Origin of the sequence: Pseudomonas sp. TH41 (assembly GCF_016650695.1) — a bacterium.
Classification (GTDB): Bacteria; Pseudomonadota; Gammaproteobacteria; order Pseudomonadales; family Pseudomonadaceae; genus Aquipseudomonas.
Window position 1 is genome coordinate 368,106 of sequence record NZ_JAEKFH010000006.1, and the last position, 27,000, is coordinate 395,105.

Annotated in this window: 26 protein-coding genes and 2 pseudogenes; 8 read left to right on the plus strand and 20 right to left on the minus strand. The window is 59.8% G+C overall.

Going from position 1 to position 27,000, the window contains the following annotated elements:
- The first annotated feature begins 5 nt into the window (after window positions 1-5).
- A complete protein-coding gene (locus JFU37_RS25605; RefSeq protein WP_201119825.1) occupies window positions 6-1,193 on the plus strand; it encodes a pyridoxal phosphate-dependent aminotransferase in 1,188 nt (395 codons plus the stop codon).
- A 127-nt stretch (window positions 1,194-1,320) separates the two neighbouring features.
- Here the strand turns inward: JFU37_RS25605 and JFU37_RS25610 are convergent, their stop codons facing one another.
- From JFU37_RS25610 to JFU37_RS25635, 6 genes and pseudogenes are all read right to left on the minus strand, one after another.
- The gene (locus JFU37_RS25610) at window positions 1,321-2,298 is read right to left on the minus strand and encodes a 2-hydroxyacid dehydrogenase (protein ID WP_201119826.1); all 978 of its coding nucleotides are present in this window, start codon (window positions 2,296-2,298) and stop codon (window positions 1,321-1,323) included.
- A gap of 21 nt (window positions 2,299-2,319) precedes the next feature.
- Window positions 2,320-3,618, minus strand: a complete 1,299-nt coding sequence (locus JFU37_RS25615) for an MFS transporter (protein WP_201119827.1) — start codon at window positions 3,616-3,618, stop codon at window positions 2,320-2,322.
- 94 nt (window positions 3,619-3,712) lie between these two features.
- Complete coding sequence (locus JFU37_RS25620; RefSeq protein WP_201119828.1) at window positions 3,713-4,699, minus strand: sugar kinase; 987 nt, start codon at window positions 4,697-4,699, stop codon at window positions 3,713-3,715.
- The gene (locus JFU37_RS25625) at window positions 4,692-5,474 is read right to left on the minus strand and encodes a sugar phosphate isomerase/epimerase family protein (RefSeq protein ID WP_201119829.1); all 783 of its coding nucleotides are present in this window, start codon (window positions 5,472-5,474) and stop codon (window positions 4,692-4,694) included. The genes JFU37_RS25620 and JFU37_RS25625 overlap by 8 nt, the downstream gene beginning before the upstream one ends.
- 165 nt (window positions 5,475-5,639) lie before the next feature.
- Complete coding sequence (locus JFU37_RS25630; RefSeq protein ID WP_342214983.1) at window positions 5,640-6,665, minus strand: LacI family DNA-binding transcriptional regulator; 1,026 nt, start codon at window positions 6,663-6,665, stop codon at window positions 5,640-5,642.
- A gap of 122 nt (window positions 6,666-6,787) precedes the next feature.
- Window positions 6,788-6,874 (minus strand): annotated as a pseudogene (locus JFU37_RS25635) (LysE family translocator); the annotation flags it as partial.
- A 290-nt stretch (window positions 6,875-7,164) separates the two neighbouring features.
- On the opposite strand from JFU37_RS25635, the gene JFU37_RS25640 reads away from it, so the two are divergent.
- Complete coding sequence (locus JFU37_RS25640; RefSeq protein ID WP_201119830.1) at window positions 7,165-9,096, plus strand: fibronectin type III domain-containing protein; 1,932 nt, start codon at window positions 7,165-7,167, stop codon at window positions 9,094-9,096.
- A gap of 38 nt (window positions 9,097-9,134) precedes the next feature.
- Here JFU37_RS25640 and JFU37_RS25645 read toward each other — a convergent pair whose 3' ends face one another.
- The 3 genes from JFU37_RS25645 to JFU37_RS25655 form a co-directional block, all read right to left on the minus strand.
- A complete protein-coding gene (locus tag JFU37_RS25645) occupies window positions 9,135-9,776 on the minus strand; it encodes a DUF1345 domain-containing protein (RefSeq protein ID WP_201119831.1) in 642 nt (213 codons plus the stop codon).
- Window positions 9,777-9,960: 184 nt separating this feature from the next.
- Window positions 9,961-13,059: an efflux RND transporter permease subunit gene (locus JFU37_RS25650; protein WP_201119832.1), complete on the minus strand. Its 3,099-nt coding sequence runs from the start codon at window positions 13,057-13,059 to the stop codon at window positions 9,961-9,963.
- A 15-nt stretch (window positions 13,060-13,074) separates the two neighbouring features.
- A complete protein-coding gene (locus tag JFU37_RS25655; RefSeq protein ID WP_201119833.1) occupies window positions 13,075-14,232 on the minus strand; it encodes an efflux RND transporter periplasmic adaptor subunit in 1,158 nt (385 codons plus the stop codon).
- 291 nt (window positions 14,233-14,523) lie between these two features.
- On the opposite strand from JFU37_RS25655, the gene JFU37_RS25660 reads away from it, so the two are divergent.
- The 3 genes from JFU37_RS25660 to JFU37_RS25670 all read left to right on the plus strand — a co-directional run bounded on the left by JFU37_RS25660 (window position 14,524) and on the right by JFU37_RS25670 (window position 16,898).
- Complete coding sequence (locus tag JFU37_RS25660) at window positions 14,524-15,225, plus strand: response regulator transcription factor (RefSeq protein WP_201119834.1); 702 nt, start codon at window positions 14,524-14,526, stop codon at window positions 15,223-15,225.
- 4 nt (window positions 15,226-15,229) lie between these two features.
- A complete protein-coding gene (locus JFU37_RS25665) occupies window positions 15,230-16,534 on the plus strand; it encodes an ATP-binding protein (RefSeq protein ID WP_201119835.1) in 1,305 nt (434 codons plus the stop codon).
- Window positions 16,535-16,640: 106 nt separating this feature from the next.
- A complete protein-coding gene (locus tag JFU37_RS25670) occupies window positions 16,641-16,898 on the plus strand; it encodes a hypothetical protein (RefSeq protein WP_201119836.1) in 258 nt (85 codons plus the stop codon).
- A 179-nt stretch (window positions 16,899-17,077) separates the two neighbouring features.
- Here the strand turns inward: JFU37_RS25670 and JFU37_RS25675 are convergent, their stop codons facing one another.
- The 5 genes from JFU37_RS25675 to JFU37_RS25695 all read right to left on the minus strand — a co-directional run bounded on the left by JFU37_RS25675 (window position 17,078) and on the right by JFU37_RS25695 (window position 19,957).
- Complete coding sequence (locus tag JFU37_RS25675; protein ID WP_201119837.1) at window positions 17,078-17,344, minus strand: short-chain dehydrogenase; 267 nt, start codon at window positions 17,342-17,344, stop codon at window positions 17,078-17,080.
- The gene (locus tag JFU37_RS25680) at window positions 17,341-17,634 is read right to left on the minus strand and encodes a DUF3077 domain-containing protein (RefSeq protein ID WP_201119838.1); all 294 of its coding nucleotides are present in this window, start codon (window positions 17,632-17,634) and stop codon (window positions 17,341-17,343) included. Before JFU37_RS25680 ends, JFU37_RS25675 begins: the two co-directional genes overlap by 4 nt.
- Window positions 17,635-18,109: 475 nt before the next feature.
- On the minus strand, window positions 18,110-18,877 hold the full coding sequence (locus tag JFU37_RS25685; protein WP_201119839.1) for an anti-sigma factor family protein: 768 nt from the start codon (window positions 18,875-18,877) through the stop codon (window positions 18,110-18,112).
- On the minus strand, window positions 18,874-19,371 hold the full coding sequence (locus tag JFU37_RS25690) for an RNA polymerase sigma factor (protein ID WP_201119840.1): 498 nt from the start codon (window positions 19,369-19,371) through the stop codon (window positions 18,874-18,876). Before JFU37_RS25690 ends, JFU37_RS25685 begins: the two co-directional genes overlap by 4 nt.
- Before the next feature lie 52 nt (window positions 19,372-19,423).
- A complete protein-coding gene (locus JFU37_RS25695) occupies window positions 19,424-19,957 on the minus strand; it encodes a tetratricopeptide repeat protein (protein WP_201119841.1) in 534 nt (177 codons plus the stop codon).
- Between the two features lie 149 nt (window positions 19,958-20,106).
- Here JFU37_RS25695 and JFU37_RS25700 point away from each other — a divergent pair, with 149 nt between their 5' ends.
- Window positions 20,107-20,880, plus strand: a complete 774-nt coding sequence (locus JFU37_RS25700; RefSeq protein WP_201119842.1) for a class I SAM-dependent methyltransferase — start codon at window positions 20,107-20,109, stop codon at window positions 20,878-20,880.
- Window positions 20,881-21,241: 361 nt separating this feature from the next.
- Here the strand turns inward: JFU37_RS25700 and JFU37_RS25705 are convergent, their stop codons facing one another.
- The 4 genes from JFU37_RS25705 to JFU37_RS25720 all read right to left on the minus strand — a co-directional run bounded on the left by JFU37_RS25705 (window position 21,242) and on the right by JFU37_RS25720 (window position 25,018).
- On the minus strand, window positions 21,242-22,195 hold the full coding sequence (locus tag JFU37_RS25705) for a D-2-hydroxyacid dehydrogenase family protein (RefSeq protein ID WP_201119843.1): 954 nt from the start codon (window positions 22,193-22,195) through the stop codon (window positions 21,242-21,244).
- Window positions 22,196-22,208: 13 nt separating this feature from the next.
- Window positions 22,209-23,234 carry an alpha/beta fold hydrolase gene (locus JFU37_RS25710; protein WP_201119844.1) on the minus strand — a complete coding sequence of 342 codons (1,026 nt, stop codon included), beginning with the start codon at window positions 23,232-23,234 and terminating at the stop codon, window positions 22,209-22,211.
- A 116-nt stretch (window positions 23,235-23,350) separates the two neighbouring features.
- Entirely contained in the window at window positions 23,351-23,797 is a 447-nt protein-coding gene (locus JFU37_RS25715) for a DUF411 domain-containing protein (protein WP_201119845.1), read from the minus strand.
- Window positions 23,798-24,022: 225 nt separating this feature from the next.
- A complete protein-coding gene (locus JFU37_RS25720; RefSeq protein WP_201119846.1) occupies window positions 24,023-25,018 on the minus strand; it encodes an aldo/keto reductase in 996 nt (331 codons plus the stop codon).
- A 115-nt stretch (window positions 25,019-25,133) separates the two neighbouring features.
- Here JFU37_RS25720 and JFU37_RS25725 point away from each other — a divergent pair, with 115 nt between their 5' ends.
- Window positions 25,134-26,060 (plus strand): LysR family transcriptional regulator, encoded by a 927-nt coding sequence (locus JFU37_RS25725; protein ID WP_201119847.1) that lies wholly within the window; start codon window positions 25,134-25,136, stop codon window positions 26,058-26,060.
- Window positions 26,061-26,068: 8 nt separating this feature from the next.
- Here the strand turns inward: JFU37_RS25725 and JFU37_RS25730 are convergent, their stop codons facing one another.
- Entirely contained in the window at window positions 26,069-26,206 is a 138-nt protein-coding gene (locus JFU37_RS25730; protein ID WP_201119848.1) for a hypothetical protein, read from the minus strand.
- A 163-nt stretch (window positions 26,207-26,369) separates the two neighbouring features.
- Here JFU37_RS25730 and JFU37_RS25735 point away from each other — a divergent pair, with 163 nt between their 5' ends.
- A complete protein-coding gene (locus JFU37_RS25735) occupies window positions 26,370-26,558 on the plus strand; it encodes a hypothetical protein (RefSeq protein WP_201119849.1) in 189 nt (62 codons plus the stop codon).
- A 19-nt stretch (window positions 26,559-26,577) separates the two neighbouring features.
- On the opposite strand, the pseudogene JFU37_RS25740 reads toward JFU37_RS25735, so the two are convergent.
- A pseudogene (locus JFU37_RS25740) lies at window positions 26,578-26,948 on the minus strand (fe2+ zn2+ uptake regulation protein).
- Between the last annotated feature and the right edge of the window lie 52 nt (window positions 26,949-27,000).

A 27,000-nucleotide genomic window follows, 5' to 3' on the forward strand; every position in this document is an offset into this window, starting at 1 on the left:
AATACATGCGCTATTCAGGCTTGACCCAACGCATCGCCGGTGAAGGCGCCGCGGCCTGGCAGATACATAACCGCGCGCTGGAAATGCGCGAACAAGGCGTCGACGTACTGCTGCTATCGGTCGGCGACCCGGATTTCGACACCCCCCAACCCATCGTTCAGGCGGCCATCGACAGCTTGCTGGCCGGCGATACGCATTACGCAGAAGTGCGCGGCAGCCGCGGCCTGCGCGACAGCATCGTTGACCGTCATCGACGTCGCAGCGGTCAGAGGGTAGAGGCCGACCAGGTGATCGTGATGCCCGGTGCCCAGTGTGGCGTGTATTCAGTCGCGCAGTGCCTGCTCGATCCGGGGGATGAAGTGATCGTCGCCGAGCCGATGTATGTGACCTATGAAGGCGTGTTCGGCGCCTGCGGGGCGAACGTAGTGCCGGTGGCGGTGCGGCCGCAGAACGGTTTTCGGGTCGATCCGGCGGATGTCGCGGCGCTGATTACGCCGAAGACTCGCGCTGTTTTGCTCAATAGCCCGAACAATCCCTCCGGCGCCAGTTTGCCGCTGCCGGTCTGGCAGGATCTGGCGTCGCTGTGTGTTCGTCACGACCTGTGGTTGATCAGCGACGAGGTCTACAGTGAATTGTTGTACGAGGGCAAACACATCAGCCCCGCGAGTCTGCCGGGCATGGCCGAGCGCACCGCGACCATCGACAGCCTGTCCAAATCCCACGCCATGAGCGGTTGGCGAGTGGGTTGGGTGATGGGGCCCAAGCCCTTGATTGACCATCTGGAGCATCTATCACTGTGCATGCTGTTCGGCATTCCGGATTTTGTGCAGAAAGCTGCGCAAGTCGCGTTGGATGGGAACCTGCCGGAAGTGGCGTTGATGCGCGAGGAGTACCGCCAGCGCCGCGACCTGGTGTGTGCGAGCTTGAACCACTGTCCGGGTCTCCGGGTCATTCGGCCGGATGGCGGAATGTTCGTGATGGTCGATGTGCGTCAGACCGGGTTGTCGGCTCAGCACTTCGCCGAGCGACTGCTGGAAGGCTATGGCGTATCGGTGCTGGCGGGGGAGGCGTTCGGGCCGAGTGCGGCGGGGCATATACGGCTGGGGTTGGTGGTCGACCAGCTGAAACTGGCGGAGGCGTGCCGGCGGATTGCGTTGTGTGCGGCGGCTCTGTTGGAGGCGCGGCGGGCCTGAGGGATTTGTAGTGTTTGTGCCGGCCCCTTCGCGAGCAGGCTCGCTCCCACATTGGATCTGTGGCGTTCATAGATCCCCTGTGGGAGCGAGCCTGCTCGCGAAAGCTATCTGACAAACGCCAAATCTATCAAGCCTTCCACACAGCGCCATTCACCAAATTAGCCGGCCGCTCACCCGCCAGCGCCGCCAACAAATTCTCCACCGCACACCGGGCCATCGCCTCCCGTGTCTCATGGGTCGCCGACCCGATATGCGGCGTCGCCACCACATTGTTCAACTGCAACAACGGCGAGTCATGGTTCAACGGCTCACGCTCGAACACATCCAGCCCGGCCGCGCGAATCTTCCCCGCACGCAACGCTTCAATCAGCGCCGCTTCGTCCACCACCTTACCCCGTGAAATGTTGATGAAGATCGTCTCGGGACGCATCAATGCGAATTCCTCGGCGCCGATCAGCCCTTCGGTTTCCGCAGTCAACGGCAAGGTCAGGCACACGAAATCCGCCTGCTGCAACAGCTCCGGCAAGCTGCGGTACTGCGCGTTGAATCGCTGCTCCACCGCTGGTTTCGGTGAATGACTGTGATAGATCACCGGCATGCCGAACCCGAAATGCCCACGCTGGGCCAACGCTTCGCCGATGCGTCCCATGCCGATGATGCCCAGGGTTTTACCATGCACGTCGCTGCCAAAATGCGCGGGCCCGATGTTGCGGTTCCACTGCCCGGCGCGAACCATGTTCGCCAGTTCCACCACGCGCCGGGCCGTCGCCAGGATCAGCGCAAAGCCAGTGTCGGCGGTGGTTTCGGTGAGCACATCCGGCGTATTGCTCAGCAGGATGCGCCGCTCGGTCAGGTAGTCAATGTCGTAGTTGTCGACGCCCACCGAGACGCTGGCAATGGCTTCGAGATGGGGCGCCAGATCGAGTAACCCGGCATCCAGTTTCAGACTCGCACCGAGCAAGCCATGAGCGCGGGGCAGGGCTTCGCGCAGTTGCGCCAGGCCCTCGGCATTGAGCGTGTCGATCAGCGTCACCTCGGTCTGCTCATGCAGACGAGCCATCAGCAGCGGCGAGAGTTTTTTGTACAGAACGATCTGCTTTTTCATCTGAGTGATCTCAACATCAATTCATGGGTGGGCAGCGGTGCGGCGGCTCAACGCGACCGTGGGCCGCTCCCGGTCACTGGCGCCGGGCTTGAGGAAAATCGTCAGCACCACCGAAAGCATCAGCGCACCGCTCATCAACAGGTACGACGCGCCGGGTGAACCGGTGGAGCTATTCAGGTAGCCGACCAGATAAGAACCGCCGAACGATCCCAGCGCGCCCATGCTGTTGATCAGCGCCATGGCGCCACCCGCCACGTTGGCCGGCAGGATTTCCGGGACGATGGCGAAAAACGGCCCGTAAGGCGCATACATGCAGGCGCCGGCAATCACCAGCAGGGTGTAGGACCACCAGAAATGTTCGGCGCCCAGCGCGTAGGAACCGTAGAAGGCAATCGAAGCGATCAACAGCGGCGGCCAGACAAAGCGTTTGCGCTTTTGCAATTTATCCGAGCCCCAGGACACCAGCAGCATCCCGATCACCGCCGCCAGATACGGCAACGCCGAGAGCCAGCCGGCTTCGATCATGTCCATCTGCGCGCCGGCCTTGAGGATCGACGGCAGCCACAACACAAAACCGTAGACGCCAATGCTCCAGCAGAAAAACTGCAGGGCCAGGATGATCACCTTGGGCGAGCGGAAGGCTTCGGCGTAGTTCTTAACCGCTTTGATGCCGACCTGTTCGGCGGCCAGGGCGCTTTCCAGGTCCTGCTTTTCCTGGTCGCTGAGCCATTTGGCCTGGGCCGGACGTTCATCTGCCAGACGCCACCAGATAAACGCCCAGAGCACCGCGGGCAAGCCTTCGACAATGAACATCCAGCGCCAGCTGAAATGCTGCACCAGATAACCCGACACCACCGACATCCACAGCATGGTTACCGGGTTGCCGAGGATCAAAAAGGTGTTGGCACGTGAGCGTTCGGCGCGGGTGAACCAGTGGCACAAGTACACCAGCATTGCCGGCATCACGGCGGCTTCGACCACGCCGAGCATGAACCGGATGACGACCAGCCAGTAGGCGTTGGAGACGATCCCGGTCAAGGTGGCCAGGCCGCCCCAGAGGATCAGGCTGACGAAAATCAGCTTCTTCACGCTGTGCTTTTGCGCGTAGATCGCCCCCGGCACCTGGAAGAAAAAGTAACCGAGGAAGAACAGCGCGCCGAGCATCGACGACAGGCCTGGGGTGATCATCAGGTCTGCCGCCATGCCAGAGGCCGCGGCAAATCCGTAGTTGGCGCGGTCCAGATACGCCAGGCTGTAGGTGATGAACACGATGGGCATGATGTACCACCAGCGGCGGGCGGCGAGCGTTGCGGTTTTCATGTTGATGCTCCTGAGCTTGTTGTTTTTGTCGCAGCAGGTAACGGGCTAAAAATCTTTAGTGACCGGGCGGGCCCCATCGCGAGCAAGCTCGCTCCTACAGGTAATGCGCAAATCCTGTGGGAGCGAGCTTGCTCGCGAAGGCGGCCTCAAATTCGACGATCATTTCAGCTCGGGTAGGCAACCCTTCCATATCCCCACGGCTCTGCACCGCCCGGCTGCCAATCCAGTTGGCGCGCTTCACGGCGTCGGCAAAGCTGTGGTTTTCCAGGAGGGCGCTGATCATGCCGACCGCAAATCCATCACCGGCCCCGACGGTGTCGACCACCGTTTCCACCGGCACACCGGCGACAAAACCGGCATCCAGATGCGTGCGGTAGTAAGCGCCGTGCGGGCCCAGCTTGATCGCCACGGCCTCGGCACCCCGATCGAGGTAAAACGCCGCGATGTCGGCCGGGTCTTCAAAACCGGTCAGCAAGCGACCTTCACTCAAACCCGGCAGCACCCAGTGGGCGAGGGCGGCCAGGCGGTTGATCTCGGTAATCATTTGTTGCTCGCTGGCCCACAGGCTCGGGCGCAGGTTTGGATCGAATGACACGCTGCGCCCGGCATCGCGCATGCGGGTCATCAGTTCGAACGACATCTGCCGCGCAGTTTCAGAGAGCGCCGGGGGAATGCCGGTGGCGTGCAGGTGTCGGGCGTTGAGCAATTCGGGAACGATGGAATGCGCCGACAGATGACTCGCCGCCGAACCGCGCCGGAAGTATTCGACGACAGGGTCGCTGCCATCGTCGGTGCGGGACTTGAGCTGAAAACCGGTGGGATGCGCAGTGTCGATATCGACGTGGCGGCAATCCAGGCCTTCCTTCTCCAGGGTGTCGATCACGAAGCGACCCAGCGAATCGGCGCCGACCCGACTCAGCCATGCAACCTTGAACCCCAGCCGCGACAAGCCGATGGCGACGTTGCTGTCCGCCCCGGCAATGCGTTTGTGGAAAGCGCGGATGTCGGCCAGATTGCCGGTCTGCTCCGCAACGAACATCGCCATGGTTTCGCCGAACGACAGAATATCGATCTCAGACATGAGCGCTCTCCAGTCGCGATTGGCCCAAATGGGCGAGGGCGGTGACATGTTCGGTGGTCAGTTGCACCAGGTCGTCGCCCTGCAACGGATACTCCGCTGCCCGCATAACGCTTTGGGCCATGTGCCGCAGCAGGTGTTCCCACTGATACAGGTCGCTGGCGCCTGGCGGGATCGCGACCAGTTTGCCATCGGCGCGGCGCGTCACCGCTTTGCAGTGCACGTAGCCGACGTGGCGTCCAAGCAATCGCGCAGCGCTGGCAGGCGCCTGGTCCTGCCAGTGCCAATTGCCGATATCAAAAGTCATCTTGATCGGCAGACTGTGCTGCTCGACTTCATCGAAAAAGCGCTGGAAGGGTTCGATACGGCCACCCTGCAGGGTCTGGTCGTTCTCTACCAACAACTGCACGGCGCTCTGCGCGAGTGTGCGGGTCAAGGCCAGAAGGTCACTGTTGTCGGTGAAGTAACCCAGCGAGACCTTCAGCCATTTGGCGCCGAACGCCTGGGCGCGTTGCAGCGCGATGATCAGGTCAGGATTGGGTTTCGACTGGCCGGCCAACCACAACTCCATCGGCGAGGAATACACGCTTTCAAGGCCCCGGGCCTGAGCGGCATCGGCCAGTTGAGCGGGGTCTTCGACGGTCAGCAATTCTTCACGCCACTCAATGCGCGTGGCGCCGGCGGCGGCCAGAATGTCGATGAAACTGCCCTGGCCGCGCTGGCGCACAAGGTCTGCGCCGTAGCTGGACAGGCTGATGGAGACGGCGGGTTTATTCATTGTTGTATACCTCTGAAACCGGTTTCATTTTTGTTCAAAAAAATATCGAATTTAATTTTTGTAGTGTTTTTTCGGGCCCCATCGCGAGCAGGCTCGCTCCCACATTGGATTTGCGAACACAGGCCCACTGTGGGAGCGAGCCTGCTCGCGATGGGGCCAGTCCAGTCACCGAGAACTTCCAAGTGTGGATCCCCGCACAATCAACCGCGCCGAAAAATCCAGGGTCCGCACCGGTCCGTCATCCCCGCGCAATCGCTTGAGCAAACACTCAAACGCACTCGCGCCAATCTCGGTGGTCGGTTGGGCGAGGGCGGTGATGCCGCTGCCCACCAGCGGATACCAGTCCAGGTCATCGAGAGCGATCAGGCCCACGTCCTCAAACAGGTTGCACTTGAGTTCACGCAATGAATGGGTGCTGGCCAGCGCCGCAATCCCGTTCGCGCAAAACAGCGCTTTCGGGCCGGGGCCGGGTGTGTCGAGGAAGGTTTTCAACTGTGCCGTCAGGTCGCTGCCGGTTTCAATGATTGCCCCGCGAAGAGACGGCCGCTGCTTGATCTGAGCCTTGAAACTGCTGACCCGTTCGATCCGCGAACTGGTGCCGTCAAACGGTTCCGTCACCATCAGCACATCGCGATAACCGCGTTCTTCAAGGTGATTGAGGGCGATGTCGATGGCCTGCGGGTTGTTTAGCCCGACCATATCGCTTTCAAGGTGCTCGACCTTGCGATCCACCAGCACCAGCGGCATTTCCCGGTGCAGTTCGCGCAATTCGTCACGGTGGTGGCCGAGGGTGTTCACGATCAGGCCTTCGATGTTGTAGGAGCGAAGCAAGGCCAGGTGCTGGCATTCCTGCTCGTCGTCGCGATCGGTGTTGCACACCACCAGGCTGTAGCCGTGCTGACGGCAGGCAGTTTCCACCCCGTGCATCACGGCAATCGAATAAGGGTTACGGATGTCGGCCACCAGCATGCCGATCAGGCGGGTTCGCCCGCGTTTCAAGCCACGGGCCATCTGGTTCGGGCGGTAGCCCAGTTCGGTAATCGCCTGTTCGATGCGCTGGGCAATGGCATCGGAGAGCAACGCGCGGTCATCGCCGATGAATCGCGACACGCTGGCCTTGGAGACCTTGGCGTGTTCGGCCACGTCGAGCATGGTCACGCGGCTGCGCTGGGCGGCGGAGAAGTCGTTCACGGTCTGAAACCTTCTTATTGGATTTATAAGGTCGAGTGCAGTGCACTGAAACCGGTTTCAGAAGACACCATAAACCAATCCCTCGTCAAGTGCCTCTGACGATTCAGGCCGACGGGTGGCGTTTAGGTCAGCACACTCAACCACGCGGAAACCAACAGCAACACGGCCATGCAGCGATTGAAGCGTTGCATCGCTTGCGGCGAGCGCAACCCTTCGAAATGCGCGCGCAACGTCTCGATGCCGGTGTCGGCGTCCTGCGCCAGTTCGAGCCAGTTGTGAGCCGTCATGCTGCATCTGCGGGGCTGATTGCCGATCTATTTAACGCGCGTTGCGAGGGCGGTGACTAGAACGTTTGTGCAGGAAGCTTCCACTTCTACTATGTCGGACAGATCGGCTGTAGCACAAACCGTCTGCGGCGCCACTATCAGATTTGATAGTGGTGTCGGCGGCAGGGGTGGACTTTACTGTGCGGAAGTTTAGCTGCACCGAGAAACACGACATGAGCAATTTTGATTCCCCTGATAGCCCAATTGAAACGGCAGTCAACTCCGGGCCTTACTCCGAGGTACGAATCTGTGCTCCGGGCAATGTAAGAGGCTGGCGCAATTCGTCAACGACCGCCCGGTTGAGTTGGGACGAACCCTATGCGACATGCAATCTGTGCCCGGATGCCATCGGTTACGAAGTGTATGGAGAAGGTATCGCACGGAAAAGTGTGGTCCGGCCGCCTTGTGAAATAACGGGATTAAAAGCAGGGGTCGAGTACCTGTTTTATGTCACGGCAAAAGCAGCCGGAAATAATGTTTCAACACCCAGCCCTTTCTTGCTGCTGAAAATGCGCGCCCCGACTACGCCTGGCACTCCAGAGCTGAGCGCCATAACCCATGCGTCGGTGAGCTTGTCTTGGGCGTCTTCGGGTCATGAGGGGGTAATCAGCTACAGAGTTTATTTAAATGGGTTTCTCGTTAAACAGGTCACCCAGCCCTGGGTCAGCCTTACGCACCTGCAAAGTCATACCGACTATCGCGTCGAGGTGCGAGCCGTTAATGCTGTCGGTATATCCGAGCCGAGCTTCGTTACCTTCAAAACCAGGCTGCGTCCGCCTACCAATCTCAGGTTCAGCCACCGCAACGGGATCTGCAGACTTGCATGGGACCCGGTTTTCAGAATACATCCGGCTCATGAGCTCTCCATCAATGGTCAGGTCTTCACCACTGTCCCCGGCCGCTGGGGGTACAACTTCAAACTGGCGGATGTGTCGCCTGGCCCGGTTCCGCACCACCTGAAGTTCGCGGTCCATGCTCGGCTGGATGGAGACATTTCCGACGTTGCACAGCTCGAAAGAACTGTAGCTGACGACGTTCCCCCAAGCCGGCCCGGAAAGCCAGCCGTCAGTGACATTAACGACTACGGTGCAACACTGAGTTGGGAGCCCTCAAGTGATAATGTCGGCGTGACAGGCTATGAAGTTGTCTTGAACGGATTGCTGTTTTTTCGGACTCCAGACCCGCACTTCACTTTCAATAAATTGACCAGCGGCGCCTATCACTGGGTGTTCGTGCGTGCCCGAGACAAGGATGGGAATGCATCCGCTGGTAGCTCCAGTACAGTCTTCACAACCACTGGGCAGGCGCCTTCACCTCGGCCGTCCCCACCTGAGGCGAGTATCACGGCCTTGACCTCCACTTCAGCCCGACTGGAGTGGCAGTACCAGGAGGGCATCCCTGACTCTGGGGCAAGAATCCTGATCAATGAAGAGCACTTCGCAGACGTGCTTTTATTGAACGCCATTGTATTGAATGACTTGAGCCCGAATGTCGAGTACTCAATCAGCGTCTCGATTTTTGACATTTTCGGACAACTTTCCGAGCCGACAATGCTGGTCTATGAGCCCCGGGACGTAACCCCACCCAGCCTGCCAGGAAATTTAAACATCGCCGACGTGACTGCTGATTCGGTCACGCTGATTTGGGAGGACTCAATAGACGACATCGGTGTTCATGAGTATGTGATTTACAACAATCATGAATACTTCGATAGCACACCGCTTACTCGCTATACGGCCGTTGACCTGCTTCCGGGCATGTACTTGTTTGAGGTCTGCGCCATGGACTTTTCCGGCAATGCCTCCGAGCCCGCCGCAAGAACCGTTCACATCGAAGGTCAACCGTCGAGCGCACCCACCAACTTTCGGTTCACCCAAACAGGCTTGATTCCGACTCTGGAATGGGATGCACCGATTGATATGGAAGAAGTCATCCGCTATGACATTGTTTTGACCGGCCCCCAGGGTGGGCACCTCACTTACAGTTCAGTCGTCACCTTCCTGAAACCTGTCTTGCTACCACGCACTCGTTACGCGGTTAGTATTACAGCCCGTAATACCACAGGACGCTCGTTACCGTTGATCTCGGAAATAACCACGAAGTAAAAAGTGGTGCTCACGGCTCCCGAAAGCTCATCGCTGTTTTATCCAAACAACCCCGCCGCGATGTTGACCGAGAACCCGATGATCGCCGTGTTGAACAAAAAACCGATCAGCGACTGCGCCAGCACGATCTTGCGCAGATCCCGAGTCGCCACACCGACATCGGACGTCTGCACGGCCACGCTGATGGTGAACGAAAAATACAGGAAGTCCCAGTAGTTGGGCGTTTCCAGACCTTCAGCAAAGCGTAGCGCCAGGTCTTTGCCATTCCAGGTGTAGAACAGACGGGCGTAGTGCACGCTGAAAATCACCCCGATCAGCAGCCATGAACCAATGACCGTCAGCGCGGTGAATCCGTAATGCAGCAGCTTGCGGGTGGTTTCCAGGTCCTTGCTGCCGGCCAGTTCGAAGGTGATGGTCGCCAGGCTGGCAATCGCCGCGATGCACACCACGAACAGCACCAGCCCGGCGTTTTCGTCTTCGATCTCGGCGATGCGTTTCACGTCCGGTGCTTTGGACCGCGCGGTGAGCCAGAGCATCAGTACCAGGTACGTCCAGACCCCGGCATTCCAGCCGAACAGGATTTTGCTGATGATCGAATCAGCCGGAGCCAGAATGCCCACCGCGACACCGAGGATGGCGGCGGCGGACAGGCGAGGGTGAGTGCGGGCGAGAAAAGGCATGGAGGCTCGATGGGTCAGGGTTTTGCAAACACCTTAGCCCAGGGTGGTCAGTTATGGCCACAACCCCGAGGCAGGCACAAACTTTTGTAGGAGCGAGCTTGCTCGCGATGGTGTGTCAGTCGACAACAATGTGGCTGACACACCATCGCGAGCAAGCTCGCTCCTACAATGGGAGGTGTGTGGGTTAGATGTTTTTGTGGCGTCTGCCCACCAGCTTCATCACCACCACAAAAAACACCGGCACAAACACCACCGCCAGGGTCGCGGTGATCATCCCGCCAATCACTCCGGTGCCGATGGCTTGCTGGCTTGCCGAACTGGCGCCGGTGGCAATGGCCAGCGGCACTACGCCGAGGATGAACGCCAGAGACGTCATGACAATCGGCCGCAGTCGCAGGCGTGCGGCTTGCAGGGTGGCGTCGATCAGGTCGTGGCCTTCGTCGTACAGGCTCTTGGCGAACTCGATGATCAGGATCGCGTTTTTCGCCGACAGACCAATGATGGTGATCAATCCAACCTTGAAAAATACGTCGTTGGGCATCCCGCGCAGCGTCACCGCCAGTACCGCGCCGAGCACCCCGAGTGGTACCACCAGCAGCACCGAGGTCGGGATCGACCAACTCTCGTACAACGCCGCCAGGCACAGGAACACGATCAACAGCGACAAGCCGAGCAGGATCGGCGCCTGGCTGCCAGACAAACGCTCCTGCAACGACAGCCCCGTCCATTCCTGGCCAAGTCCGGCCGGGCCTTGCGCCACCAACCGCTCGATTTCCGCCATGGCTTCACCGGTGCTGTGGCCGGGCGTCGGTTCACCGGAAATGCTGATCGCCGGGTAACCGTTGTAACGGGTCAATTGCGCCGGCCCCTGTATCCATTTGGCCTGGACGAAGGCAGACAACGGCACCATCTCCCCGGCGTTATTGCGCACGTGGATCTTCAGCAAATCGTCAACCTGACTGCGCTGATCACCTTCAGCCTGCACCACCACCCGTTGCATCCGGCCCTGATTGGGGAAGTCGTTGATGTAGGCCGAACCGACGGCGGTGGACAATACGTTGCCGATGTCGGCAAACGAAACGCCCAGCGCATTCGCCTGTTTGCGGTCCACGATCAATTGCACCTGCGGTGCTTCGGCCAGGGCGCTTTCGCGCACATTCATCAGGATCGGACTCTTCTCGGCGGCCGCCAACAATGCCTTGCGCGCCTGCATCAACGCGGCATGGCCGAGGCCACCACGGTCCTGCAAGCGGAACTCGAAACCGCTGGACGTGCCGAGACCATCCACCGGCGGCGGCAGAACGGCGAAGGCCACGGCGTCCTTGATCTGGCTCAACGCAAGGTTGGCGCGGTCGGCAATCGAAGTCGCCGAGTCGTTGCTGCCACGGTCTGACCAGTCCTTCAGCGTGGTAAACGCCAACGCCGCGTTCTGTCCGCTGCCGGAAAAACTGAAACCGAGAATCACCGTGCTGTCACCCACGCCCGGTTCAGTCGCGTTGTGGGCTTCGATTTGCTCGACGACCTGCACGGTGCGGTTCTTGCTCGCGCCCGGTGGCAGTTGAATGTCGGTAATGGTGTAACCCTGGTCTTCCACCGGCAGGAACGAGGAGGGCAGGCGACTGAAACACACGCCGAGACCGATCAGCAGCACGCCGTAGATCAACAGGTAACGACCGCTGCGTTTCAGCGCATAGGCGACCCAGCCCTGATAACGCTCGGTCAGTTGCTCGAAACGCCGGTTGAACCAGCCAAAGAAACCGCCCTTGGCGTGATGTTCATCTTTGGCAATTGGCTTGAGCAATGTCGCGCACAGCGCCGGGGTCAAGGTCAGGGCGAGGAACGCCGAGAACAGGATCGAGGTCGCCATCGACAACGAAAACTGCCGGTAAATCACCCCGACCGAACCCTGCATGAACGCCATCGGAATGAACACCGCCACCAGCACCAGCGTGATGCCGATGATCGCCCCGGTGATCTGTTTCATCGCCTTGCGGGTGGCCTCTTTAGGCGACAGGCCTTCGGTGACCATGATCCGCTCGACGTTCTCCACCACCACGATGGCGTCATCCACCAGGATACCGATCGCCAGCACCATGCCGAACATGGTCAACACGTTGATCGAAAAACCCAGCGCGAGCATGGTCGCAAAGGTGCCCATCAGCGCCACTGGCACCACCAGGGTCGGGATCAACGTGTAGCGGATGTTTTGCAGGAACAGGAACATCACCGCAAACACCAGCAGCATCGCCTCGCCGAGGGTGTAGATCACTTTGGTGATCGAGACTTTGACGAAGGGCGAGGTGTCGTAAGGAATCTTGTATTGCACGCCCGCCGGGAAATAGCGCGCCAGTTCGTCCATCTTCGCCCGCACCAACGTCGCGGTGCTCAGGGCATTGGCCCCCGGTGCCAGTTGCACACTGACGGCGGTCGACGGCTTGCCATTCAGGCGGGTGGAGAATTGATACTCCTGACTGCCGATCTCGACCCGCGCTACGTTGCCGATGCGCACGGTGGAACCGTCGGGATTGGCCTTCAGAACGATGTCGGCGAATTCTTCCGGCGTCGACAACTGGCCTTTCACCAGAATGGTCGCGGTGATTTCCTGCGTGGTGCGGGTCGGCAAATCGCCGATGCTGCCAGCCGACACCTGGGCGTTTTGCGCGACGATGGCGGCGTTGACGTCGGCCGGAGTCAGGTTGAAACCGATCAGCTTCTGCGGGTCGATCCAGATCCGCATCGCACGTTCGGCGCCGTACAACTGGGCTTTGCCGACACCGTCCAGACGCTTGATCTCGTTCATCACGTTACGCGCCAGGTAATCGCTGAGCGCCACGTCGTCGAGCTTGCCATCACTGGAGGTCAGGGTGATCAGCAGCAGGAAACCGGCAGAGACTTTCTCCACCTGCAAGCCTTGTTGCGTCACGGCCTGGGGCAAGCGTGATTCCACCACTTTGAGGCGGTTTTGCACGTCGACCTGGGCCATTTCCGGATCAGTACCCGGCTGGAAGGTGGCGGTGATCGTTGCGCTGCCGAGGCTGCTCTGAGATTCGAAGTACAACAAGTTGTCAGCGCCGTTGAGTTCTTCCTCGATCAGGCTGACCACGCTTTCATCCACGGTCTGCGCTGAAGCACCTGGGTACACGGCGTAGATTTCGACTTTCGGCGGCGCGACATTCGGGTACTGCGCCACCGGCAACTGCGGGATGGCCAGCGCACCGGCCAGCAGGATGAACAGGGCAACCACCCAGGCGAATACGGGGCGGTCGATAAAGAACTGCGGCATAAACAAGCGTCCTGCTTACTGACCAGAAACCTGGGCAAGTGGAAGAGGGGTGTCGTCGATTTGCACTTTTTCGCCGGGCCGGGCGTGTTGCAGGCCCTCGGTGACAATGCGGTCGCCGGGCTTGAGGCCGCCGGTGACGATCCAGCGATCGTTTTGCACGGCGCCCAGTTCTACCGGTTGCTGGCCGACCCGTTGTTCGGCGTCGAGCAACAACACATGGGCAATGCCGGCGCTGTCACGCTGGATGGCCCGTTGCGGCACTCTGATACCTTGCGCAATCACCGCTTGCTCCAGACGCACGCGAACGAAACTGCCCGGCAGCAAGTCGAGGTCCGGGTTGGGGAACTCGCTGCGCAGGATGATCTGGCCGGTGCCGGGGTCGACGGTGATGTCGGTGAACAGCAACTTGCCGGGCAGCGGATAGAGGCTGCCATCGTCCTGGATCAGCGTGGCTTTGGCCTGGCCCTGACCGACCTGCTGCAACTGGCCGGAACGAAAGGCTCGGCGCAGGTCGTTGAGTTCGCGGGTCGACTGGGTCAGGTCGGCATGAATCGGGTTCAGCTGCTGAATCAATGCCAGCGGGGTGGTTTCGTTCTGTCCGACCAGCGCCCCTTCGGTGACCAGCGCGCGCCCGATGCGCCCGGAAATCGGCGCGGTGACGGTGGCATAACCCAGATTGAGTTTCGCCCGCTCGACCGCGGCTTTGTTGGCGGCGACGTCGGCCGCGGTTTGGCGGACGCTGGCCCGGGCGTTGTCGTAGTCCTGGCCGCTGATGGCGTTGCCTTCGATCAACTGGGCGTAACGCTGCTCTTGCAAGCGCGCCTGGAAGGCATTGGCTTCGGCCTTGCGTAGCGACGCCTCGGCGCTGTCCAGGTCAGCCTTGAACGGCGCCGGGTCGATGCGGAACAGCACATCGCCTTTTTTGACGTCGCTGCCTTCACGAAAGGCCCGTTGCAACACCACACCGGCGACCCGGGCACGGACTTCGGCAATGCGCGGCGCGGCAATCCGCCCGCTCAGTTCGCTGCTGATCGACAGCGGCCGCGCTTCGATAGTCTCGATGCGAACGGTGGCAAGGGGTGCCTGTTCTTCGGCGTTCGAGGACTTGTCACAGGCGCTCAGCGTCAGCGCCAGTGCAAGCAGACTGAGTCTGGCAAGCAGATTCTTTGACATGAATTACCCCAATAATGACCCCAGCATCCTACCGGGCGTCGACGAGGGGAGCGGTGAAGCTTTGTAGGTGCTGTGTGAAATTGTGTAAGGGTTTTACTCAGGTGAGCGTGAGGGCGTATATCCTTTGCAGCTTGATATCTTTTGCGACAGTTCTGCCGCCTTCGCGGGCAAGCCCGCTCCCACAGTGGCCGGTGGTGTACAGAAACTCTGTGCACACATCAGATCCCTGTGGGAGCGGGCTTGCCCGCGAAGAGGCCGGAACAGTCGCCACCGCACTTTCTGGAACACCCCATGCCCAACATCCTCCTGGTCGAAGACGACTCCGCGCTCTCCGAACTGATTGCCAGCTACCTGGAACGCAACGGCTACTCCGTCAGCGTGATCAGCCGTGGTGATCAGGTGCGCGAGCGTGCGCGGGTCAATCCACCGGACCTGGTGATTCTCGACCTGATGCTGCCGGGGCTCGACGGCCTGCAAGTCTGCCGCTTGCTACGCGCCGATTCGGCGACGTTGCCGATCCTGATGCTCACCGCCCGCGACGACAGCCACGACCAAGTGTTGGGGCTGGAAATGGGCGCCGATGACTACGTCACCAAACCCTGCGAGCCCCGCGTTTTGCTGGCCCGGGTGCGGACGTTGCTGCGGCGTAGCAGCCTCAGTGATCCGCAAACTGCCAACGACCGCATCCTCATGGGTAATCTGTGCATCGACCTGTCCGAGCGCACCGTGACCTGGCGCGATCAACTGGTCGAACTGTCCAGCGGCGAATACAACCTGTTGGTGGTGCTGGCCCGGCACGCCGGCGAAGTGCTGAGCCGCGACCAGATTCTGCAACGCCTGCGCGGCATCGAATTCAATGGCACCGACCGCTCGGTGGACGTGGCGATTTCCAAGCTGCGGCGAAAATTCGACGATCATGCGGGCGAGGCGCGCAAGATCAAGACCGTGTGGGGCAAGGGTTACCTGTTCAGTCGTTCCGAGTGGGAATGCTGAGCCGATGTTCAGAATTCTCTTTCGCCTGTACCTGGTGACCATCGTCTCGTTCAGCGCCGCGATTTATCTGGTGCCGGATCTGGTGATCAAGGTGTTCCATGAACGTTTTGTCACCTACAACCTTGATTACTCTCGCGGGCTGCAAACCCTCATGGTCAAGCAGTTTCACGCCGTTCCACCCGAGCAGTGGCCGGCATTGGCCGAGGAGATGGACAAGGAATTCCAGCCGCTGCATATCGTCCTGACACGCAATGACGATGCCGACTTCACCCTGTATGAGCGCGAACGTTTGCAGCGTGGCGAGAATATTGTACGCATTGGCGACTGGGGCTGGCGCACGTTGGCCGTGGCGCCATTGAATCAGCAAACCGTCGTAAAAATGGTCGTACCGCCGGACCCGTTGGACGTCAACCTGTTGTACTGGAGCATCAACGTGCTGATCGGCGCGACCATGCTCGCGTGCCTGTTGTTGTGGCTGCGCCCGCACTGGCGCGACCTTGAGCGACTCAGGGGCACGGCCGAACGCTTCGGCAAGGGACACCTGGACGAGCGCACACAGATTTCTCCCAGCTCCAACATTGGCAGCCTGGCCAACGTCTTCGACACCATGGCCGGGGACATCGAAAAGCTGCTGAACCAGCAGCGCGACCTGCTCAACGCCGTGTCCCATGAATTGCGCACGCCACTGACGCGACTGGATTTCGGCCTTGCGCTGGCACTGTCCGACGATTTGCCGGCCGCCAGCCGCGAACGCTTGCAAGGTCTGGTCGCGCACATTCGAGAGCTCGACGAATTGGTGCTGGAACTGCTGTCTTACAGCCGCCTGCAAAACCCGGCGAAGTTGCCTGAGCAGGTCGAGGTGTCGCTGGATGAATTCATCGACAGCATCCTCGGCAGCGTCGACGAAGAACTGGAATCCCCGGACATCGTCATCGACGTGCTGCTTCACGGCCAGCTCGAACGCTTCAGCCTGGACCCGCGCCTGACCGCCCGCGCCCTGCAAAATCTGTTGCGCAACGCCATGCGCTACTGCGAAAAACGCATTCAGATTGGCGTGCAGGTGTGTGCCAACGGGTGTGAGATTTGGGTCGACGATGACGGGATCGGCATTCCGGATGACGAGCGTGAGCGGATATTTGAACCCTTCTATCGGCTGGATCGTAGCCGTGATCGGGCGACTGGCGGGTTTGGTCTGGGGCTGGCGATCAGTCGTCGGGCGCTGGAAGCGCAGGGCGGTACGCTCACCGTTGAATCTTCACCGCTGGGTGGGGCGCGGTTTCGTTTGTGGTTACCTGTCAGCGATCAATAAGCGGTACCTGTCAGATTTGACAGTAGTCACGTTCACCTATTAGGCGTTTTATTGTCTCTTCGCAGTCAGGCTTCGACGGTAAGTGCTGATGGCAAGGAGAGGAGAAATGGGACAGGACACACTTGAAAAAAACGGCAGCGGGACGATTAACGCGATCAGGGAAGTCAGGGTAGAAACAGCGTTGACGAAGTTTGCCATGGTGACGCCTGATGATGGTTCTTCCAGGCTAGCGATCAGGATAGGGCCCAATATCACGCCCGAAGGTGACGTCTGTTTTTTCGTGGGCGACAAGGTGAAATATACGGTGACTACCGGTGCGGCGGGAGAGCTTCCGGGCGCAATGGTGAGGGCCGTTTTTTTGTAGCAGCTGCCGAGCCTGCGAGGCTGCGTCCGGCTGCGCAGTAGTCGTAAAATCAGGCAGCGAGGTTTATCAGGCAGACCGCATAGACAGGATTTGCGAGGACTGCGGTCGAGCGCGACCCCAGCCCGTACGCAGCCTCGCAGGCTCGACAGCTGCTACGGCTCAACCGCAAGCGATCACTATCAGTGTCGTGCCCGAATCTGCCGGCCCAGTACATCCATCACATCACAGCCATCACGCAGCAACATCGCCGCCGCGTGGGCCAGTTGTTGCACATCCGCGCCGCGGGCACGGGTGATGTCCAGACTGGCCAGGCTCTCCATCATTTGCGTGACGGCCAGAAAACGTGTGGCGGCATTGCTGTGCAGCACATCCAGCGGCGCCTGGGTGGCCACTAACAGCACCGGGATGTCGCAATCGTTGTTGGTCATCGGCATGTGCGGGTTCATGCGTCACCTTCCGCTTGCGCCGCGTGCAGGCCATCGATTGAGGCCTGGACCAGTGAGCGTGCAGTACCGAGCATCTGCCGACTGGCCCAACGCATCGACGCTGTGTGTTCTGGACGGGTGGCGTGGGGGGCTTGATGGGCGAGGTCTTCGGCGCAGCTCAGGTAGACCGAGGCGTGTTCGAGGGCGTCGAGTAATGGAATGCCCGGTTGAACGGCGAACAAGTCATGGTCGACGTGATCGCAGCGGGCGAAGGGGGTGGATTTTGTGGTTGGGATTTTTGGCTCGGTCATACGGATCTATCCTCAAATAAAGAAGTTTCCTAGAGAATGGAGCCGTCAACCTCCATCACGAATGTGTCGTGACAGGCGCGAGGATAGGGAGCGAGGTTTGGGCAGTCAACCGGCCGAACGCCAGAAACAGCCTGTTTGTTTGTAGGTTTGTTCCGGCGCTGACCGGAAACACCGACAGCTGTAGCAGCTGCCGAGCCTGCGAGGCTGCGTCCGGCTGCGCAGCAGTCGTAAAATCAGGCAGCGAGGTTTATCAGGCAAACCGCATAGACAGGTTTTGCGAGGACTGCGTCCTCGAACGCAGCCTCGCAGGCTCGGCAGCTGCTACAGTGTTGCGCCAGAATGGATGGGGAGAGAGACTCAATCAAAATGTAGGAGCTGCCGAAGGCTGCGATCTTTTGATCTTGCTTCTCCGGCCAACATCAAAATCAATAGATCGCAGCCTTCGGCAGCTCCTACATGGGGTCCACCGGTTCGCTCAGGCGCTGAGTCGGCTTCGCAACTGTTTGGCCATGTCCTCCAGTTCCGCCATGGGGTTATGCCCGATCAGCATCCACGCATGCTCCCTGTCAGCCCAGTAAACAATGTTCATCTCGTGCCGCCGCTCCTGGGCAAAATCCCGCTGGCCGCTGTTGGAGCGGGTGACGCAGAGCGCCATTGGGCCGTGTACCGGGTCCAGGTAGGTAATCTGGGCAATGGCCACGCCATCGTATTCGAGGATCTGCGCACGCTTGAATTCGGGGCGGGGCAAGGTCAGTTGTGCGGGCAGAAGATTCAGCCCCAGGCGCGCATCGATGGTGCGCAGTTGCACACGCTGGGCGGCTTCGTCGCTGGGCAAGTGGTCGAGGGTTTGCGGCACATAGAGCGACATGTAGTCGGCCACCAGACCGCGCCAGTTGTTTTTCTGCTGGCTCATTTGCCAGACGATGAACAAGCGGTCCGCCACCACACCACTTGCTACCAGCCCGGCCGCTGCGGCGAGGAACCAGCGTCGACTGAGCGCCGGACGGGCCGGAGCGGGCAAGGTATCGAGCATGGCTTGCAGACGATCCGCCGGTGCTTGTCGGCCCAATTCGTCATAGGCAGCCTTGAACGGCAGGTTGCTGCGGGCCAGCCATTGCAGGCGCAGGTTGAGCATCGAATCCTCAGCAATGGCCGCGTCGATGCGGGCGCGTTGTTCGGCGTCGAGCTGGTCGTCAAGGTAGGCCACCAGTTGCTCATCCGAAGGTATCGCGTGATCGTTCATCGACGTTCTCCTGTGGAAGGGTTCGGCACAGTGTGCAGCGGCGGATATTCGGCCAGCTTCACACGGGCGGCGGCGAGGCGGCTCATGACCGTGCCGATGGGCACTTGCAGCACTTCGGCCACTTCGCGGTAGGACAAACCCTCGACATAGGCCAGAAACACCGTTTCCCGCTGGGCCTCAGGCAGCGCATCGACGCGCCGGATCACCTGAGCCGCGAGAACGTGGGTCTGCGCCACGTATTCGCCGTCGAACGACAAGGCGTTGTCGGCATCCACCAGCCCCTGTCCGTGACGCACTCGACGCGCGCGGACTTCATTGAGCCAGATCGAATGCAAAATGCTCAGCAGCCAACGGTCCATGCGCGTGCCCGGTTCAAACTGCCCGGCACGTTCGAGCGCGCGCACGCAGGTCGCCTGCACCAGGTCTTCGGCGACGTGCCGTTGTCGGGACAACAGCAGGCCATAGCGCCATAAACGCGCCAGATGCTGGCCCAACTCTGCCCGTATTGCCTGATCGCTGGCGATGGCGACCTCCGTCTGCTCGGTGTCAGGTTTTCGATGAGTCGTTGATGGCTTCAGCCAGGTCCTGGTATTCCTCGCAGGTGTCGCCGCAGATCGATTTGATGCGCTGCAACTGCTCTTGAGCGAGGTCCAGTCGGCCTTTGATCACATACGCTTCGCCGAGGTATTCGCGGACTTGCGCATACTGCGGATCGAGTTTCACCGACTGCAAGTAGTAACCGATGCCTTCGTCGGTGCGCCCTAGTTTACGCGTAGCGTAGCCGCGATAGTTCAAGGCTTTGGCGGTGTTCGGATCTCTCAGGGTGTCGAGTAGGGCCAGCGCTTCTTCGTAACGCCCGTCCTTGGCCAGCTGATAGGCGTAGTCGGTGCGGTCGGCGTCCGGCAACAGGCTGCTGGTTTGCTTGAGGCATTTTTGCGACTTGGTGTCCAAAACCTGGCCTTTGGGGCAGCTGGGTTTGGCAGGGGCGCTATCGCCGCCGCCATTGGCCAAGGCAAGCGAACTGGATAACGCGACAGCCAGCAACAACGGAGTGGCAATAACAGCGAAACGGTTGTTCATGGGTGATGCTCCACAGGTGCTTCATGGGGGATATAGCAATGAACACCACAGTGTGAACAATTATTCATTTCTTTCTGCAGGTCTTTGCAAGGAAAGCTCAAATCGAGGCGCTATGCTCGACGGCATCGTTGTCGATCTGGAGAACCGCCATGAAAGATCAGGTCCATCACGCTGCGGCCGCGGGGTATAAAGTCGGTGCTGATACTTACGTCCGTGGTCGTCCGGACTACCCGCCGCAGGTGGCCGATTGGCTGACGGAGACACTCGGCTTGAACGCGGATAAAGCCGTTATTGATCTGGGCGCGGGGACCGGAAAATTCACCGGTCGGTTGTTGGCGACCGGAGCACAGGTGATTGCCGTGGAACCCGTGGCGCAGATGCTCGAGAAATTGTCCGCGGCCTTTCCTGACGTGCTGGCCGTGAGCGGCACCGCCACAGACCTGCCGCTGCCGGATGCTAGTGTGGATGTGGTGATCTGCGCCCAGGCCTTTCACTGGTTCGCCAGCACCGAGGCGCTGACTGAAATTGCCCGAGTGCTCAAACCCGGCGGCAAACTGGGGCTGGTCTGGAACCTGCGTGATACTCAGGTGAGCTGGGTGCCGAAGCTGGATGCGATCGTCAATGCGCTGGAGGGCGATACCCCGCGTTATTACACCGGGGCCTGGCGCCACGCATTTCCACATGCGGCGTTCGGTCCGCTGCAAGCGCAGCAATTCAGCCATGGGCACACGGGTTCACCGGAGGATGTGATTTTCAACCGTGTGCGCTCTACCAGTTTTGTTGCGGCATTGCCGGCGGCGGAGCGGGCGAAGGTTGATGAGCAGATCAGCGCGATGATTGCCGCCGAGCCAGAATTACGGGGGCGGGGCGTGGTGACTGTGCCCTATGTGACGGCGGCATTTGTGGCGGTGAAGGGCGGTTAGATCGGAGGTGAAGCCATTCGCGAGCAGGCTCGCTCCCACACTGGATTTTGTCGGACACACAATCTGTGCCCGCTGGAAATCTACTGTGGGAGCGAGCCTGCTCGCGATGGGGGATAACGATAACGCGTGTTTCCTGAATCAACGCGGCGCTTTCCATTCCATCGCGAGCAGGCTCGCTCCCACACTGGATTTTGTCGGGCACACAACCAGTGCCCGCTGGAAATCTACTGTGGGAGCGAGCCTGCTCGCGATGGGGGATAACGATAACGCGTGCTTTCTGAATCAACGCGGTGCTTTCACGTCCATCGCGAGCAAGCTCGCTCCTACACAGGGGTTGCGGTGTGCGAGTAATTGATTGGTATCACCCCAGCATGCGAATGGGTTCGCCGGCAGACCAGGCCTGAATGTCCTCGATCATCTGTGAAAAGAACTGCTGGTAATTGTGTTGGCTGACGTAGCCAACGTGAGGCGTCGCCAATACATTCTCCAGCGTTCTGAACGGATGATGCGCGGGCAGGGGTTCCTGGTCGTACACATCCAGCGCCGCGCCCGCCAGTCGCCGTTTTTGCAGGGCCTTGATCAGTGCAGACTCGTCGACAATCGGCCCACGGGCGGTGTTGACCAATAACGCAGTGGGCTTCATCCAGTCCAGTGCCTGAGCGTCCACCAAGCCTCGGCTGCGATCACTGAGCACCAGATGGACCGACAGCACATCGGCCTGTTCGAACAGTTCCTGTTTGCTGACATAGGTCACGCCGACTTCAGCGGCTCGTTCAGCCGTCAGGTTTTCGCTCCAGGCGATGACCCGCATGCCGAACACCTGACCGAACTGGGCGACACGTTGGCCGATGCTGCCTAGCCCGAGGATCGCCAGGGTTTTGCCGTGCAAATCGCCACCCAGGCCTTGTTGCCACTGGCCGGCGCGCAGGGCGTTGGCTTCGACCACCAGGTTGCGGGTCGCGGCCATGATCAGTGCCCAGGTCAGTTCCGGGGCGGCGTGTTTGTAGCTGTCGGTGCCGCTGACGTGAATGCCCAGCGCAGCGGCGGTTTTCAAGTCCAGGGCCGCGTTGCGCATCCCGCCGGTGACCAGCAGCTTGAGTTTCGGTAACCGCCGCAGCAGGTCCTCATCAAATCGGGTGCGCTCACGCATCACGCAGATCACTTCAAACTCGCGCAGACGTGCTGCCATCGTCTCGTTGTCGGACGGATAATCATGGATAAAACTCACCGGGCCTATGGCGTCCAGAGCCGACCAGTCCACCACGCCACGGGCCACGTCCTGCCAGTCATCAATTACCGCGATCTGCACAGCCATCAGCCTTACCTCATCAACGAACGGGGTTGGTTTTGTTCAGCCAGGCGAGCAGGGCCTGGTGGAACTCTGTGGGTTCTTCCATCTGCGGCGCGTGACCCATGCCGGGGAACTCGACGAGCGTCGACTGCGGGATCAGTTTTGCCACGTGCTTGCCAAGGACGTCGTAATGACCGATTTTCGCCTTGACCTCGGGTGAGGCGATGTCGCTGCCGATGGCGGTGGTGTCGGACGTGCCGATCATCAACAACGTCGGCATCTTCAGGTCCTTGAACTCGTAGTACACCGGCTGGGTGAAGATCATGTCGTAGATCAGCGCCGAATTCCATGCCACTTGCGTATGTCCAGGGCCTTTGTTCAGGCCAGCGAGCATGTCCACCCAGCGATCGAACTCCGGCTTCCAGCGGCCACCGTAATAGGTGTTGCGCTCATAGGTGCGGATGCCGTCGGCCGTGAGCTTCAGTTCGCGTTCGTACCATTGATCGACCGTGCGATAGGGCACGCCGAGCGCCTTCCAGTCTTCCAGTCCGATAGGGTTGACCAGCGCCAGTTGCTCGACTTGATCGGGATATTGCAACGCATAGCGGGTGGCGAGCATGCCGCCGGTGGAGTGCCCGAGCACGCTGGTTTTCTGGATGCCGAGGGCTTTGAGCAACTGCTGGGTGTTGGTGGCCAGTTGCTGGAAGCTGTATTGGTAGTTGTCCGGTTTGCTGGAGGTGCAGAAACCAATCTGGTCCGGGGCGATGACCCGGTAACCGGCCTCGCTCAGGGCTTTGATCGAACTGTCCCAGGTCGCGCCGCAGAAATTCTTGCCGTGCATCAACACAATGCTGCGACCGTTGGCCTTGCCATGCGCGGCGACGTCCATGTAACCCATTTGCAGGGCTTTGCCCTGGGACTGGAAGGCGAAATGCTTGACCGTGTAGGGATACTCGAAGCCTTGCAGTTCCGGCCCGTATTCCGGGCCTTCAGCGTGAGCGATGACGGGCAGTGCGGCGGTCAGCAGCAGGCCGGGCAGCCAGCGGGTGAGGACGAGGGGCATGGGGGCAACTCCATAGGAAATCGGCCGATGCTGGAACGGCACGATTAGGGCGACATTAAACACAGGCAATCGCCGTGCATGATCGTTCAACCCTTCCAGCCCAATGCCGCCGAACTTTAATGGGCAGGGTAGTCCGCCACCACGACGTCAGTGCCGTCCTTTTTCAGACCAATCACTTGGTACGCATCGCTCATGCCGTCCATTTCCATGCCGGGCGAACCCATGGGCATGCCGGGGGCGGCCACACCCAACAGATCATCGCGCTTGCTCAATGCCAGCACCTGATCGGCCGGCACATGGCCTTCGACGAATTTGCCATTGATCAACGCTGTGTGGCAGGACGCCAGGCGTGGCGGCACACCGTGCTGTTGCTTGAATTCACTCATGTTGGCTTCAACGTGGTCTTCGACCTTGAAGCCGTTGGCTTCCAGATGGCTGATCCATTTTTTGCAGCAGCCGCAATTGGCATCGCGGTGGACTTCGATCGGGATCAGGTCGGCAGCCTGGGCGAGGGAAGAAATGAACAGGGCGCTCAGGGCGACCAGACGTAGGTGGTTTCGCATAAAATCTCGCGTCGAAATACGGCCAAAAAAATGCATTCTGACCGGTTTTTCCGGGAATGAGCTACGAGATTGTTTCTAACTAATACCGCAAACGATGCCCCCTGTGTGCCTCCCCTGTGGGAGCGAGCTCGCTCGCGATGGTGTATCAGCTACATTGATGTCGACTGACACACCATCGCGAGCAAGCTCGCTCCTACAGGGGGGCATTGTTTGGGTGAGAATCGGTCAACGATCGAGCAACTTCATCACCTCTTCCGGATAACGCAAACCGGCAGTGGCATTCGCCGGAAATATCGCTTCCAGCGCGTGCAACTCCTCGCGACTCAGCTTCACGTCCAGCGCGGCGACATTTTCTTCCAGGTATTTACGCTGCTTGGTTCCCGGAATCGGGATCAGGTAGTCGCCTTGGGCCAACACCCACGCCAGCGCCAGTTGGCCGGCGGTCACGCCTTTTTCTGCGGCCAGGTCCTGCACTTGCTGCACCAGCAACAGATTCTTCGCGAAGTTTTCGCCTTGAAAGCGCGGGCTGAAGCGACGGTAGTCGTCCGCTGCGAAATCATCCGGACTTTTCAGGGCCCCGGTCAGAAAACCCCGGCCCAAGGGGCTGTAGGGGACAAAGGCAACGCCCAGTCGCTGACACGCCGCGAGGCAGCCGTTTTCCTCTTGATCGCGGCTCCACAGCGAGTATTCGCTTTGCAGCGCGCTGATCGGGTGCACCTTGTGTGCTCGCTCCAGCGTCGCGGCCGAGGCTTCGCTCAAACCCAGGTAACGCACCTTGCCGGCCTTTACCAGTTCGGCCATGGCGCCGACGGTTTCCTCGATGGCCACCTGCGGGTCGATTCGGTGCTGGTAGTACAAATCCAGCGTTTCCACACCGAGGCGTTTGAGGGTGCCGTCGATGGCTTGGCGAATGTATTCCGGTCGGCCATTTACGCCGCGTGCGCCGGGGTTGGCCGGGTCGCGGACGATGCCGAACTTGCTCGCCAGAAACACCTGGTCGCGCTTGCCGACAATTGCTTTGCCGATCAGCGTTTCGTTGGTGTGCGGCCCGTACATGTCGGCGGTGTCGAGCAGGTTGATGCCCAATTCCAGCGCGCGATGCAGGGTGGCCGTGGCTTCGCGGGTGTCGGTGCCGGTCGTATAGAAATCGGTCATGCCCATGCAGCCTAGGCCGATCGCTGACACTTGCGGACCGTTTTTACCCAATTGACGTGTTTGCATGAAATCAGCTCCCTGTGAATGTGAAACCCATTGTTGATCTCGACAGAAACAAGATAAACCGGGTAAAACTGCTATCACTATTCGTAAATTCTAAATAATCAGTCGGGACACCCCAATGGACCGTTTCAACGCGATGCGCGTGTTCACCCGAATCGTCGAGCTGGGTGGGTTTGCCAAGGCCGCTGACAGCCTGCAACTGCCCCGGGCTTCGGTGACTATTTTGATCAAGCAGCTCGAGGCGCATCTCGGCGTGCAGTTGCTGCAACGCACGACAAGGCAGGTCAGTCTGACGCTCGACGGGGCGGCCTACTATCCCCGTTGCGTCAGGTTGCTGGCAGACCTGGAAGAAACCGAAGCGGTGTTTTCCGCTGCCCGCCAAAATCCCAAGGGTTTGTTGCGGGTCGACATGCCAGCGGGGGTAGGGCGCCTGATTGTGATCCCGGCATTGCCGCAGTTCACGGCGCGGTATCCCTTGATCGAGTTGGAGATTGGTCTGAATGACCGACCTGTCGACCTGATTCGCGAAGGTGTCGATTGTGTGCTGCGTGGCGGCTCGTCACTGGACGATTCGCTGGTGGCGCGGCCGTTGGTCATGCTGGATCAGGTCACGTGCGCCAGCCCCGATTATGTGCAGCGTCACGGCACGCCGCAGTGTCTGGCGGATCTTCCGGGGCACCAAATGGTGGAGTACGTTTCCAGCAGCAGCGGCAAGCGCTTCGGGCTGGAGTTTGTCGTCGATGGCGAGGTACAACCGATCAACCTGCCCAAGCAGGTCTCGGTCAACAGTGCCGATGGTTATCTGGCTGCGTGTGAGGCCGGGTATGGGTTGGTCCAGACCCCGTACTATCACGTGGCCCGCCAATTGAAGGAGGGACGTTTGATTGAGGTCTTGAGGAAGGTGCCGCCACCGGGTATGCCGTTGACGGCGCTCTATCCTCCTCACCGCCAGTTGTCACGGCGGGTTCGGGTGTTCGTGGACTGGATGGTGGAGCTTTGCACACAGCCGGAAAATGATTTTCTCAGGAAGGCCTCAGGCCGTTGAATGGAACGCTAGCGATGTTGGTAGTAACCCGGTCCGCCGTGGTCGTAATAGCGATCGTGGTGCCAGCCACCGTGGGGGAAAATAATGCAGCCGCTCAAGGACAATATGGCAAGCAGGGGAATCAGCAGTGTGATTCGACGGAACATTTGTAGATCCTCATGGTTATAGCCGCAATGAAGCTAAAACTCTTCATCGGCTGTAACATGAGACCCCGATTGCAGCGCCTCATTCCCGTAGAACGGTAGGGGCTTGGCATGCATTCGGATACAAACCGGATACAATTTTCAGGCACACGTTCAGGAAATGGCAATGACTCAGTCGCAACGTTTGAAATACTCGATTCTGATTTCGCTGGTGGTGCTGGCGATCATGTTCGGCCTTTCGTATCTGCAGAACACCGGTGTCATCAGCGAAAAGCTGTTCCAGTACATCGCCATTGGGGTGGCGGTGATCGTGGTGGTGGTCAATGGCGTGATGCGCCGCAAGGTCAAGCCCTGAGCGACGCGTCGGGGGCGGGTTACTCGCCGTGGAGAACGGCGAGAGCCTGCGGGTGCAGGCTGTAGCTTTTGTCCGGGTTCAGGATAATCACGCCTTCACTGCACAAGCGTTTCAAGACTTCTCTCACACTCAAAAAAGACATGGGAACATCCAGGTCCAATAACTGAGTGTGCACGCCGCGCACGCCCAGGCTGCGATCGCTTTCGGCGGCGATCAGCAAGGCGTCGATGACTTTCAGGCGAATCAGACTGGTTCGCAAGCCAAAGCTCTTGAGTACAAACCGGATCCGCTCATTGCCATGGCGATCGGTACGTTGTTCGAAAACGACGGTGCTCATGTAGTGCCCTTTGGTGCAGGGTTACCGTCCGTTGGCGTTTGCGAGTGGTGCATGCAAAAAACTCCTTTTCAGAGTCTGATCAGGAAAAATGGGTGCGCTCAATCA